Annotated in this window: 11 protein-coding genes; 7 read left to right on the forward strand and 4 right to left on the reverse strand. The window is 57.4% G+C overall.

Annotated features, from left to right (window positions below; all coding sequences use genetic code 11):
• Positions 1-27: 27 nt before the first annotated feature.
• The 3 genes from QC823_RS03010 to QC823_RS03020 all read right to left on the reverse strand — a co-directional run bounded on the left by QC823_RS03010 (position 28) and on the right by QC823_RS03020 (position 4,032).
• The gene (locus tag QC823_RS03010; protein WP_309654877.1) at positions 28-1,809 is read right to left on the reverse strand and encodes an acyl-CoA dehydrogenase; all 1,782 of its coding nucleotides are present in this window, start codon (positions 1,807-1,809) and stop codon (positions 28-30) included.
• Between the two features lie 133 nt (positions 1,810-1,942).
• Positions 1,943-3,316, reverse strand: a complete 1,374-nt coding sequence (locus QC823_RS03015; protein ID WP_309654878.1) for an MFS transporter — start codon at positions 3,314-3,316, stop codon at positions 1,943-1,945.
• A 77-nt stretch (positions 3,317-3,393) separates the two neighbouring features.
• Positions 3,394-4,032, reverse strand: a complete 639-nt coding sequence (locus QC823_RS03020) for a class I SAM-dependent methyltransferase (RefSeq protein ID WP_309654879.1) — start codon at positions 4,030-4,032, stop codon at positions 3,394-3,396.
• A gap of 40 nt (positions 4,033-4,072) precedes the next feature.
• Here QC823_RS03020 and QC823_RS03025 point away from each other — a divergent pair, with 40 nt between their 5' ends.
• From QC823_RS03025 to QC823_RS03040, 4 genes are all read left to right on the forward strand, one after another.
• Positions 4,073-4,453, forward strand: a complete 381-nt coding sequence (locus tag QC823_RS03025; RefSeq protein WP_309654880.1) for a VOC family protein — start codon at positions 4,073-4,075, stop codon at positions 4,451-4,453.
• 91 nt (positions 4,454-4,544) lie between these two features.
• A complete protein-coding gene (locus QC823_RS03030; protein WP_309654881.1) occupies positions 4,545-4,934 on the forward strand; it encodes a DUF4870 family protein in 390 nt (129 codons plus the stop codon).
• A 3-nt stretch (positions 4,935-4,937) separates the two neighbouring features.
• Complete coding sequence (locus QC823_RS03035; protein ID WP_309654882.1) at positions 4,938-5,882, forward strand: lysophospholipid acyltransferase family protein; 945 nt, start codon at positions 4,938-4,940, stop codon at positions 5,880-5,882.
• 50 nt (positions 5,883-5,932) lie between these two features.
• The gene (locus QC823_RS03040) at positions 5,933-6,301 is read left to right on the forward strand and encodes a DUF4870 family protein (RefSeq protein ID WP_309654883.1); all 369 of its coding nucleotides are present in this window, start codon (positions 5,933-5,935) and stop codon (positions 6,299-6,301) included.
• Between the two features lie 33 nt (positions 6,302-6,334).
• Here the strand turns inward: QC823_RS03040 and QC823_RS03045 are convergent, their stop codons facing one another.
• Positions 6,335-7,930, reverse strand: coding sequence for an alkaline phosphatase family protein (locus QC823_RS03045; protein ID WP_309654884.1), 1,596 nt, complete (start codon positions 7,928-7,930; stop codon positions 6,335-6,337).
• Positions 7,931-8,111: 181 nt separating this feature from the next.
• Here QC823_RS03045 and QC823_RS03050 point away from each other — a divergent pair, with 181 nt between their 5' ends.
• The 3 genes from QC823_RS03050 to QC823_RS03060 are packed head-to-tail and all read left to right on the forward strand — an operon-like array spanning position 8,112 to position 12,431.
• Positions 8,112-9,728 (forward strand): OpgD/OpgG family glucan biosynthesis protein, encoded by a 1,617-nt coding sequence (locus QC823_RS03050; RefSeq protein WP_309654885.1) that lies wholly within the window; start codon positions 8,112-8,114, stop codon positions 9,726-9,728.
• Positions 9,721-11,637, forward strand: a complete 1,917-nt coding sequence (gene mdoH / locus QC823_RS03055) for a glucans biosynthesis glucosyltransferase MdoH (RefSeq protein WP_309654886.1) — start codon at positions 9,721-9,723, stop codon at positions 11,635-11,637. The genes QC823_RS03050 and mdoH overlap by 8 nt, the downstream gene beginning before the upstream one ends.
• The gene (locus tag QC823_RS03060) at positions 11,637-12,431 is read left to right on the forward strand and encodes an FkbM family methyltransferase (protein ID WP_309654887.1); all 795 of its coding nucleotides are present in this window, start codon (positions 11,637-11,639) and stop codon (positions 12,429-12,431) included. The genes mdoH and QC823_RS03060 overlap by 1 nt, the downstream gene beginning before the upstream one ends.
• The last annotated feature ends 13 nt before the right edge of the window (positions 12,432-12,444 follow it).

The following is a 12,444-nucleotide window of genomic DNA, read 5'->3' on the forward strand; positions in this document are numbered from 1 at the left end:
TGAACCGTATCCGGAAGTCGAACCGTGTTACGCGCCAACGGTAAAATCGCTTAGGCACTGCATACCGGCATCAATCACAGCGCGCTGGGCACGACCGACGGGCAACCACTGTTTGAGAACGTAATCGGCGCTAACAAGCTTTTGGGTATAAAACGGATCATTCGCGCCGTTGTCGATGGCCGCCTGCGCTTTTAACGCGGCTTCGCCCATTTGCCAAGCACAAAGCACGTGCCCAGTAAGGTTCAAAAACGGCGTGGCATAAGCTTGAACGGCATCTGGGCCGATCTCTTGCCCTTGCCCCAGCACCACGGCCATCGCGGCGCGCAGGTCGTCGCTGCCTGCGGCAAGCGCCTCGCCAAGGCCGGCAAATCGCGGATGCGCTTTAAGCTTATCAGCGGTGGCATTCACGTCGTTGATAAGCGCGTTCATGGCGTCGCCACCATCGCGTTGTAATTTGCGACCGGCAAGGTCCAGCGCTTGAATGCCATTGGTGCCTTCGTAGATCGGGGCGATTCGGGCATCACGCAATAACTGCGCGGCGCCGGTCTCTTCCACGTATCCCATCCCCCCGTGGACCTGAATGCCAATTGAGGCAACTTCCACCGCCTGATCGGTGGAGAAGCTTTTGATAACAGGAATCAACAGATCGACGCGCGCCTGTGCCTGACCGCGCACCTCGTCTGATTCGCCGTGGCGGGCAGTATCCATCTCGGCCGCGCACGTTAGCGCTAATGCGCGCAGCGAGTCGGTACGCGCACGCATGGAAAGCAGCATCCGACGCACATCTAAGTGGTCGCTAATCGTGCAATCGGCTTTCCCTGAGCGCGGGCTACGGCCCTGGGTGCGATCTAATGCATAGGCGAAGGCATGCTGACAAGCGCGCTCGGCGACGCCGATGCCCTGAACACCGACTTTATGACGAGCCTCGTTCATCATGGTGAACATGTGGTTGAGCCCGCGTCCCTCTTCGCCGACGAGATAACCAATCGCGCCCTCTTTCTCGCCGAAACTCAGCGTACAAGTAGGAGAGCCGTGGATGCCAAGCTTGTGCTCAATGGAAGCGCACGTGACATCGTTACGCTCAGCCAAAGAGCCATCGTCGTTGACCAAAAATTTAGGTACTAAAAACAGCGAGATACCACGATTACCTTCCGGCGCATCGGGTTTGCGAGCCAAGACCAAATGAACAATATTTTCAGCGGCATCGTGCTCGCCCCAGGTGATATAAATCTTCTGGCCACTAATACGGTAATGATCGCCTTCGGGGATCGCCTTGGTGCGCACTTTAGACAAATCCGAACCCGCCTGAGATTCAGTGAGGTTCATGGTGCCTGTCCAAGTGCCTTCGACCAGCTTGGGCAAATAGAGGTTTTTTTGTGCTTCGTTGCCGTGGTGAGCCAGCGCCTCGATGGCACCGGCGGTCAACATCGGGCAGAGCCCCAGCGCCATGTTGGCCCCGTGAAGCATTTCTTGTACCGAGCTTGCCACCACTTCCGGCAGATTTTGTCCGCCAAGTGCCTCGGAAACACCGATGCCATTCCAGCCGCCCTCGGCATAGGCTTGGTACGCCTCGGCAAAACCAGTCGCGGTGGTAATGCTGCCGTCACTGTTGCGCGTTGTGCCCTGTTTGTCACCCACCTCATTCAGCGGTGCCCAAACATCGTTGGCCAGTTTGGCCGCTTCTTCCAGCACGGCTTCGATCAAATCAGGCGAAGCGTCTTCATAGCCGGGAAGGTTAAGTGAACGGTGTTCTAGCTGTTCTTCTAATACAAAGCGCAAATCACGCACGGGAGCGGCGTAGTAGTTCATGCAAAGCCTCAACTGAGAGAATGACGATAGAAATCATTGTGAAATTAGGGAATTATCTACCCATGATAGTAGTTTCCCTATACCCCACACACCATTCACCTAAAGTCGAAGCACTTCTTCACTAGCGCATGTTTTAACGCGTGGAGCTTACATGATTGTCATCGTCGTAATAGGTCACACGGCTCTCATCTTCCGCCGGTGGGCCAACCATCGGCTCTGCCACCGCCACATTTAGTACGGCATCGGAAAGATCCTCTGAGTACTCATGCTCCAGCGCCCCTTGCAGCAGCGCCTCGGTAACCACAAGCTCGGCCCCGGCCGCCGACATCGGCGTTGTCGCGGTAAAAGGCGCCACTGGCACCGGTGCCGGGCGCACACTACGGCGCCAAGCGAAGAACATAACAAAGAGGAGACTCAAACCACCGAATGCCCAGAAAAGCCCGTCATTTCCGGCCGCGGTCATTACCGGTGAAATCACCAAGGGGCTGATCGTCGAGCCAATGGCATTAATGAGCAGAAGCCCCTGGCTCATACGCACCAACGCCCCAGAAGGAGCACGGTCAGCGGCGTGGCTCACCGCCACCGGGTAGAGGGCAAACACCCCGCCGCCGAGCAAAAACAGTAAGGCAGCCAAAAGGCCCATGGAAAGCGGCAACCACAGCATAGCCGCGGAAATCAGCACACAAAACGCGCTGATAGCGATCAGCACCACCTGACGGTCATGGCGGTCTGACCAGCGCCCAATCGGATACTGCAACAACATGGCGCCGAGAATTACCACGGCCATCATCTGCCCTACTTGCGCTACGCTCATGCCAATGCGCTGTAGATAAAGCGGCAGTAAACTGTACGCGGCGGCCACTACCATGCCAGAGCCCAGACTCCCCACCACGCCGGTAGGCGTCAACATAATCAAGCGATGCGGCGGTAGCGGTTCGGCATGCTCGACCAACGGTGAGACGCGCGGAATCATTGCCATGGGCAACACCGACAGTGATGCCAGCATGCCAATCACGATAAAGGGCGCTGTCTCCCCCATGTCATTGACCACCCCAAGTAAAAGCTGGCCCAGCACGCCGGCGGCGTAAAGCGAGATCATATACAGCGCGAGAAGACGGCCGCGCGATTTAGGCTCGCCCGAGGTCAAAAGCCAGCTTTCGATAACGAGATACACACCAACCGTTGCCCAACCACCAATCAAACGCAGCGCAAACCAGGCCCAAGGATCATTGACAAGGCCTTGCATCAGCACGGTCACGGCTACCAAGGAAGCAAAACTTCCGTAGGCGCGAATATGGCCAATGCGCAGCAGCAGACGGTCGTTGAACATCGCCCCAAGCGCCAGGCCAACAAAATACGCCGACGAAACGATACCGATCATCGTCGCCGACTCCCCCGCCGAATCTAAGCGCACGGTAATTAGCGTGGACAGAAAGCCATTACCAATCCCGAGAATGAAGAGCCCCAGCAGGGGCGCCAGCGCTATAGCGAGCATTTGGCGAGACATCGCGACCTCTTATCGACATGTGGATAAGCGCTTTCGAATTAAAGCGGCGCGCAATTATTACCACCACCGTAAGAAAGTCAACGCTTTTGCATGATCACCGTGTCAGCGCTTGGAAATTCTACCGAAACTCCGTGCTTTCGCGCCCACCAGCAAAACGTCGACTGACTGAAAAACGCGATGTGGGTCGGGTCTTGAATATAGTGCCAACAAGCAAAGGCCGCGCGGTCTTTCACTCGTTTGGTCATAAGCCCTAAGTAGCCGCCCGGGCGCAGACAGGAAACCAGTTGAGCCAATACCTCTCCGGGGGCGGATAAATGCTCCACCACCTCAGTGGCGGTAATAAAATCATAGGTCTTTTCTAGCACCGACGCCTCTGGCGCATAGAAAAGATCATAAATCGCCATTGGATAGCCCGCCTCTTCGAACATCACGGAAAGCGTAGGCCCAGGACCTGAGCCAAAATCTAACCCTTCAGCACCGGGCGCCAGCTTTTCATTGAGCGGGGTGAACAAGCGACTCAGAAAGCGACGATAACCCGCATCATAAGGAAAGTTTTCGTGGCGATCGTATTCCGCTTTCTCCTCGGCGGCGGATAAATGCCATGGTGTGGGCACAAAAACCAGCGCGCACGTGGCACACTGATGATACTCACGGCGCTGATCGCGGTGGTAAAGCTCGCTTCTTGGGTCATGGCATAGCGGACAGCGCCACATCATCGTATTCTCTTGATAAATTTCACACGTTAAGGATTGTGGCATGCTCTCAGGTCTGGACCATCTTGTCGTTACTGTGACTGATATGGCGCGCGCGGTGGACTTTTATTCGCGCGTGTTAGGGCTTGATGTGCGCTACCGCGACGCCCAGCGGGTCGACTTGATGCTCGGTGATACCGCCCTGCGGCTCCACCAAACTGATACCGACATAGCCCCTGTTTCCGCCACGCCAACCCCAGGCAGCTTAGATTTATGCCTGCGCTGCCAACTGCCGCTATCTGAATTCAAGCAGCACCTTGATGCGCTCGGCATCGATATTGAGCTTGGCCCGGTCAACCGCCAAGGGGCCAATGGCCCCATTGAGTCGATTTACCTACGCGACCCAGATGGCAATCTTTTAGAAGTTTCCCGACCGACGCGCTAATGTCACGCTGTTCTAATGCTAAGTAACACACGGCGCGTTACCATAGCGCTTTACGACTTATTGATCAGAACATGACGAGAGATGACACCCTATGCGCGAAGGTGAAGAGAATACAACGCCCCCTGAGGGTGACATCATCCGTGAATCGGACAAAGGGCCGGACACCACCATGGCCATGGTGGTGTATGCACTTTATCTCGCCAGCTTTGTGGTGGGTTTTACGTCGCTAATTGGCGTGGTCATCGCCTACGTTTACCGCGGTAAGGGTCCTCATTGGTTGGACGAGCACTTTCGCTACCAGATCCGCACATTCTGGATTGGCCTTCTCTACGCCACACTCTTTTCACTGCTCACCTTTGTACTGATTGGCTTTCCGCTGCTATTAGCGCTAGCGGTGTGGCTGATTGTTCGCTGCGTTAAAGGCTTTAAGGGGCTGCAGGAAAAGCGCGCACCGAGCAATGTGGATACCTGGCTGCTCTGACCTATGGCTTCACCTCGCGACACTCCCCAAAGCGTCCCTTCGTTATTTTCTCGCGCTGGCGCGATCGCCTGGCTTTGGCAGCGGCTATCCCGCTGGCCACTCACAAGGCTTTGGCGGCTAGCGAGTCGGTTGGGGCCACTGGTACACCGTTTTAGCCAACGCGAGCGCTCGGTGACAGAGATCAACCTCAACACCGTTTATCCGGCACTCAGCGAGTGTGAGCGCCAACAACTCGCCCGTGAGAGCCTGCGCCATTCCAGCGCTACCATGCTAGAGCTGGGCCACGCCTGGATGGCACCGCCCGAGCGCGTCGAGGCTAGCATTCTTGCCGTGCATGGTCGCGACAAGCTCGACGGTGCGCGCGCCGAAGGCCGTGGCGTGATTGTACTTGCGCCCCATTTCGGCAACTGGGAAGTGCTCAACTTCTGGCTATCAAGCCATTTCCCGTTCACGGCGATGTACGAACCGCCCAAAATTGCCGCCCTTGACCCCGTGATTCGCCAGGGCCGAGAACGTATGGGCGCGACGTTAGTGCCCACCAACTCCCGCGGCGTGGCGGCACTGTTAAAAGCGCTCAAACGCACAGAAGCCATCGGGATTTTGCCCGATCAAGAGCCGAACTGGGGCAGCGGCGTGTTTGCGCCGTTTTTCCACCGCGATGCTTATACTGGCACCCTGCTGCCCAAACTGGTCGCCCGCACCCAAGCACGAGTGGTCACAGGCGTCGCTAAGCGCGTACCGGGCCAAGGCTTTGAGATTCACTTTCTCGATGCCGATGCGCGCGTTTACAGTGACGACGATGCCACCTCGGCCACCGGCGTTAACGCCTGTGTGGAAGCGGCCATCACCCTTGCCCCAGCACAGTATCAATGGGAGTACAAACGCTACCGTAAGGTGGTAGAAGAGCAGCAGAAGCTATCCAATTATCGCGATTTTCGCCTCTATTAAGGCGGTTCTAAGACGCGTTTCCCCTCTTACGCCTCACCTGAGAGTTCACTATGTCCAATACCGATATGCCTGACAGCGATGTAACGCGAAATGAAACCCGCATGCCGCAGGTTCTCTATGCGTTGTATCTAGCCGGGCTGATCACGGCTAACTTAACCACCCTCATCGGCGTTGTATTTGCCTATGTGTACCGCAAAGATGCCGCGCCCTGGTTGCAACAGCACTACCGCTATTTGATTCGCACCTTTTGGATCGGACTACTTTACTTCTGCCTGGTGTTCACCTTGAGCGTGCTGACGGTGGCGGGCACACTATTCGGGCTGTTGCTGGCGGTTTGGCTAGGCGTGCGCTGCGTCACCGGCTGGCTTGCCCTGCGCAGAGGGGAACCGCCTGCCCGCCCTGGCAGTTGGTTGTGGTAGTACCGCTACCCCCGCTTAGAATGACGGGCTGAATCATGGTGAACTCTCTTGCGTATGGGCAGCGAAATCGGCGTGTAGCCAACGGCGAAGTTGGTTCATGCCAGCAATGTTTTTTACTAAATCCGCCGAGGGCGGCTGCATGCCGGGCTCGAACCCGCGGGCAATGAAGGGTGCCAGCAGCGCAGAATCAGCGCTAATGACATGTACCGGTACGGCTTTGCTGGCGTTTTCACCCGTGATCAAGGGCGCGGCCTGATGGTCGCCCAAAATGATCAGCAGCGTTTGCTCATCGGCCACGCGTTCGGCAAAGCGCCCGGCCAGCTTGACCGCGTAGTCGACCGACCAGGCGTAGTGGTCGCGGATGCGTTCCAAGTCTTGCCATAGTACATCGGGTGGGTCGCCCGCGTTTTCCCAAGGGGCAAAGATAGCGCCATCGCCAATCAGCGACCAGTCATCGAGTACTGGCAGAATCGGCGTCCAGGGGGCGTGGCTTGAAATTAACGCGATCTGCGCAAATAGCGGGCTCTCTTGCAGCAAATGGCGCGCGGTATAGTCAAGCGTATACTGATCCGGCATCGTCACCCAGTGCAAAGGCGGCCCAGCGTAGGGAAGATCATCCGCCGCGTAGATCTCATCAAAGCCATAGGCTTGCCCCTCCGGCCAGGCCCGGGTGATCGCGGGCATCACGCTCAACGTGCGATGCCCGGTGGCGTTGAAGTCATCCACCAGGGTGCCGTGGCTGCTCTCTAGCAGCAGGCGATACCACATCTGATTTTCCACTTTCCGCCCGCTAAGCGCCGTGGCATGAGCAAGCCACGACTGCCCGCCCTGGATGGGCGCCTCCAGAAGCCCCGACACCACATGGATGCCCCGCGCTTCAAGCCGCGTCTGCATTTCGGTCAATGTAGGGCGCAGCACATCGCGGTAGCGCGGGTTCTCGATGGCTGCCACGCCGTAAGATTCAACAAAGGTGAGCAGCACATCGCGCCCCGCCAAGCCTGGGAGCGGCTTAACCGGCAGCGGCGACTGCGTCAGCGTCTGGGCGAACTCCTGACGAGCGGCGTGAGTCTGCGTCACCTGTTCCCACTGAAACATCGTGGTGTTGATCATCGGCACCCGGGCAAACGGCACAAGACGCTGCCCGTTGAGCTCTAACGTGATGAGCAAAGCACTTAGCGCCGCGATCCCCAACGCCACCTTGCCTTGGGGCTCCCGCAGCGAATAAGGTTGCGACGGCAGAAGCAGCCACCCAGCCACCACAAACACCCCGACAAGCAGCGCCATCGCCACACCCATGAGGCTGAACGCAGCCAGTTGGCCTACATTACCTTCAAGCAAATGAAATACCGAGCGCAGCAGTGGCAGATCAAGATAGAGGTTGAATGATCGACCAAAAGCCTCGTAGGTCGCCCCATCGCCAATGTTAGCCACGCTGACCAGCAACAACCACAAGAGCCAAAGGCCAACAAGCCCGCGACGCCAAATGCCTTTTGGCAACAACAGCAAAAGCGGTACGACAAGCCACGCTTCCCAAGCAATCAGCCGCGCGCCGATGTCGTTAAACCGCCACCAAAGCGGCGCCACTAGCAACGCATTAAGCGTCGCCGCGGTTATGAGAAGTCGCAGCATGGCGTTTTTACCGTCATTGTGACTAACGTTGGGCAAACGCAAGCGAACATAAAAAAGTTCCTATTGGCTGCTAAAAAGGACCCTGGAAAACACGCTTATCGTGTACTGTAATAAATATGCGTACAAGTATTGTTTAATTTACTGTTTGGTTCACTGCTTTATTCACCTCAAGGAGCGCGACGTGTTGAAACGCTTACTGACGTTAGGATGGTTGATATTCAGCACCGCCGCGATGGCCGAGCCTAGCGATTCCGCACTCAGCGAATGGCAAGAGACAATTCGTCAACGTGCCCAATCGCTGGCTGACGCCCCCTATTCCCCACCAAGCCGTGCGCTTCCCCAGGCGTCACAATCACTTGACTACGATACCTACCGACAGATTCGTTTTGACCCAGAGCGTGCCTATTGGCGCGACGACAGTCTCTTCTCTATACAGCTATTTCATAGTGGCTATCTGTTCCCTCATCCTGTCGCGCTGAATCTCGTGGAAGATAAAGACGCCACCTTGCTTGCCTTTGATCCTGACGATTTTATCTATGAGGGCAACGCGGCAGAACTGAGCACATCCGATTTACAAGGCGCCGGGCACGCAGGCTTTCGCCTTCATTACCCGCTCAACACGTCAGACTATCAAGATGAATTCGCGGTGTTTCTGGGTGCGAGCTATTTCCGCCTGATAGGGCGCGATCAGGTGTACGGCCTTTCCACCCGCGGGTTAGCCATCGACACTGCCTTAGCGGGCGATGAAGAGTTCCCGAGCTTCCGCGAATTCTGGTTATTCACCCCGGAGGCCGACGACACCGCTGTCCATATAATGGCGCTGTTAGATGGCCCATCGCTCAGTGGCGCTTACCACTTTCGCCTCGAACCAGGGCACCAAACTCAGATTGACGTAGACGCCATGCTTTACGCACGCGAGGACGTCACAAAACTCGGCATCGCCCCGCTCACCAGCATGTTTGCCTACGGCGATATTAGCCGCAATCGCCCGGACGATGTGAGACCCCGCGTGCACGACTCCGACGGGCTGTTGCTGGAAACCGGCCGAGGTGAATGGATCTGGCGGCCACTAAATAACCCTCGCCGGGTCCGAGTATCGGCGTTTTTAGACACCAACCCACGAGGGTTTGGGCTGATGCAGCGCGAGCAAGCGTTTGACCACTACCTAGACGCCGAAGCGCAGTACCACCGCCGCCCTAGCCACTGGGTCACACCGCGTGATAATTGGGGGGCTGGCCATGTGGAGCTGGTTGAACTCCCTACCCCGGATGAAACCCACGACAACATCGTGGCGTATTGGGTCAGTGAGACACCACTGCGAGCGGGCGAAACGCGCCATCTTCGCTACCAAACGCAAACACGCCACCAAGCACCCACCGCCCCTTTGCTTGCCCAGGTCATTCGCACCCGTCAAGGCAGCGCCGCGGTACCCGGCGAGGCTAACTCACAAAGTGCTGGTCAACGCCAGTGGGTGGTCGATTTTGCCGGTGGCGAGTTGGCGCGGCTAACCGTCGACCAGCCTGTCAAGCTGCGACTTGAAACCCTAAACCCTGACACTTTGGCTTTTGAAACCTTTAGTTCTGACACTCAAAACACTCAGGACACTCAAGAAGGTCCCGTGACACTGGCACAGATTAACGCCTTGCCCGATAAAACCTGGCGCGCCACCTTTCGCGTTCAACCTAGCGCCATACCTGTCGATGTTCGCCTAGCGCTCACCCTGCGAGGTAACGTCATTAGTGAAACGTGGAGCTACGTGATTGACCCGCTTGTCGAGCATGGGGACGAGGATGCCTAACACTCCAGCTTCCCGCTTAATACCGTGGTTGCGCCTACGCCGCTGGGGGCTTTTTACATTGGTGCTAGCCACCAGCGTTGCAGGATGTACCACCATGCTGCGCGTCACACACGAACTGCCTTGGGGCTTGCAAGTCATATTGCTCATTCTTTTCGCCCTGACGTTCACCTGGGTAGCGCTCGCCTTCTGGAGTGCGCTGTGCGGTTTTTTGCTATGCCTTATGCAACGAGACCCGCTAACACTCGCCAGAAACCCCGCACCGGAACCGGTGACGTTACGCGACACCAGCCGCACAGCGTTAATCATGCCGATTTTCCAGGAGCCTCCCGAGGCCACCTTCGCGGGGCTAGAAGCCAGCTGCCGCTCGCTCCTAGCGCAGCCAGGCCATACCGCTTCGTTCATCAACGCGCACTTTGAGGTTTTTGTGTTAAGCGACACACAAGACCCGGATGCCGCCGAAAGCGAAGCCGCGCACGTGGCTGCCCTTCAGCATCGCTTGAAAGGGCAGCTACGCCTTCACTACCGCCGCCGGGCGAATAATCACGGTCGCAAGGCGGGTAATATCGCTGATTTCTGCCGTCGCTGGGGGCGTCGCTACGATTTTTTTATTGTGCTCGACGCCGACAGCATCATGGGCGGCGCCACGCTTTTACACTTAGTCCGGAAAATGCAGCAGCAACCTGACGTCGGGCTTATTCAGAGCGTGCCGATACCCGTGGGGCAAGTCACCCTGTTCGGGCGTTTAGTGCAATTTGCCGCCGCGCTTTACAGCCCGATGCTCGCCGCCGGGCAGAGCTTTTGGCAGGGCGACACGGCCAACTACTGGGGCCACAACGCCATCGTACGCACTCGCGCCTTCATGACGAGCAGCGGCCTACCCACGCTGCCGGGAAAGCCACCGCTGGGTGGTGAGTTATTGAGCCACGACTTTGTCGAAGCCGCGTTGCTGCGCCGCCAAGGCTGGAAGGTGCTGCTGGATACGGCGCTACCCTTAAGCAAGGCGCAAAGCTTTGAAGCCATGCCCAGTAATTTGCTCGATTTCGCCAAGCGCGACCGGCGCTGGCTACAGGGCAACCTGCAGCACTTGCGGCTGTTAACCGGCGCCGGGCTTCATTCGTTGAGTCGCTGGCACTTCTTTTTCGGTGCCTTTGCGTATCTTTCCTCGCCGGTGTGGCTGGCGTTACTCTTTTGTACCAGCGTATTAATCGGGTATACGACCTTAACCGACACGCCAACGCTTCACGCTACACCGCTTTCATGGGGGCTGCTGGGCACCACCCTTCTACTGCTAATTGCGCCCAAGCTCATGGGGCTAGCCCTGGCCTTTTGTCAAACACCCAAGGCCTTTGGGGGGCGTTTGCGGTTAACGGCGAGCACACTTCTGGAAATAGCGTTTGCTGCGCTGCTCGCCCCCTTGATGATGGCGTGGCATAGCCTGTTTATCCTTGCCATTTTGCGCGGCCGCGCCATCCAATGGCATACCCAACCAAGAAGTGAACGCTCGCTTTCATGGCCAGAAGCTTGGCAACATACCCGTAGTACCACCGTTGCCGGAGGCGTGTGGATGCTCGCCTTAGGGTGGCTTTCGCCCGCCGCACTTGGCTGGCTGGCGCCCGCTTGGCTCGGCCTTGTGACCTCGATGCTGTTGGTCAAAATAACCAGTAGCATTTCCCTTGGCAATTGGCTTGCTCGTCAACAGCTACTCGACACCCCTTATCAACACAAGGAACCGGTGCTAAGCGCTTACACGCGGCATGTGGAAGGCGCACGTGCCCGCCCACAACCGCCGACTTACGCCCCCCTGCTGCCGCCACCGGAACAGCCCGGCGATATGCCCATACAGTCATTTTCCTGCTTTACGCCGGCGACTCGTCGCTTACCGACCACCGCGCTTAAGGACCCTTATTGATGCGCCACTGTGCAAAACACGCCGCCCTCAAAGCACGTTGGTTAAGCACTTTGGGGATTGCGCGCTCGCTTCTGATCTACTGGCGCCCCGGCCGTCAGCGTGGGCTTAAAAAATTGTATCAGCCGTTTTTATCACCCGGCGCGCTGGCCTTTGATATTGGGGCTCATTTGGGCGACCGCAGCGCAGCCTTTCATGCCCTTGGTGCCCACGTGGTGGCGTTAGAGCCACATCCACTGCTGGCGCGCTGGTGCCGCCGCATGATCGGTGACGGCGTCACGCTGCTCCCTTTGGCGGCGGGAAAAACTCCCGGCCACGCTGAACTTGCCATCAACCCGGCCAACTTAACCGTTTCCACACTAGCGGATCAGTGGCGCGAGCAGATTGGTCGCCATAACGCGGGGTTTGCTCACCTTAGCTGGGGTGAGCGAGAGCGCGTGGATGTCACAACGCTTGATGCGCTGATTGCTCAGTATGGCGAGCCTGCGTTTATCAAAATCGACGTCGAAGGGTTTGAAGCCGATGTGCTGGCGGGGCTTAGCCTACCGGTCGCCGCCCTATCCGTTGAATTTGTTAGCGGCGCGTTGGAGGTCAGTCACGCCTGTGTTGAGCGCTTAAGCACCCTGGGCGACTACCGTTACAATATCGTTGTCGGCGAGCAGCGCCACTTTCGCTGGTCAGGTTGGAAAAGTGAGGCGGAAGTACACGCGTGGCTTACAGCGGGCGCAGAGGGGCTAGCCTCTGGCGACATTTACGCCTGCCGTACCGACCACCCCTTGCTAAGTTCCTCTTTCTGATCGTTTAAGGCTT

It is taken from the genome of Vreelandella vilamensis, from assembly GCF_031451755.1.
GTDB lineage: Bacteria > Pseudomonadota > Gammaproteobacteria > Pseudomonadales > Halomonadaceae > Vreelandella > Vreelandella vilamensis.

Coding starts and splice junctions, on each gene's coding strand:
- QC823_RS03010 (WP_309654877.1), bottom strand. CDS start 1,809: ATGAACTACTACGCCGCTCCCGTGCGTGATTTGCGCTTTGTATTAGAA.
- QC823_RS03015 (WP_309654878.1), bottom strand. CDS start 3,316: ATGTCTCGCCAAATGCTCGCTATAGCGCTGGCGCCCCTGCTGGGGCTC.
- QC823_RS03020 (WP_309654879.1), bottom strand. CDS start 4,032: ATGATGTGGCGCTGTCCGCTATGCCATGACCCAAGAAGCGAGCTTTAC.
- QC823_RS03025 (WP_309654880.1), top strand. CDS start 4,073: ATGCTCTCAGGTCTGGACCATCTTGTCGTTACTGTGACTGATATGGCG.
- QC823_RS03030 (WP_309654881.1), top strand. CDS start 4,545: ATGCGCGAAGGTGAAGAGAATACAACGCCCCCTGAGGGTGACATCATC.
- QC823_RS03035 (WP_309654882.1), top strand. CDS start 4,938: ATGGCTTCACCTCGCGACACTCCCCAAAGCGTCCCTTCGTTATTTTCT.
- QC823_RS03040 (WP_309654883.1), top strand. CDS start 5,933: ATGTCCAATACCGATATGCCTGACAGCGATGTAACGCGAAATGAAACC.
- QC823_RS03045 (WP_309654884.1), bottom strand. CDS start 7,930: ATGCTGCGACTTCTCATAACCGCGGCGACGCTTAATGCGTTGCTAGTG.
- mdoH (WP_309654886.1), top strand. CDS start 9,721: ATGCCTAACACTCCAGCTTCCCGCTTAATACCGTGGTTGCGCCTACGC.
- QC823_RS03060 (WP_309654887.1), top strand. CDS start 11,637: ATGCGCCACTGTGCAAAACACGCCGCCCTCAAAGCACGTTGGTTAAGC.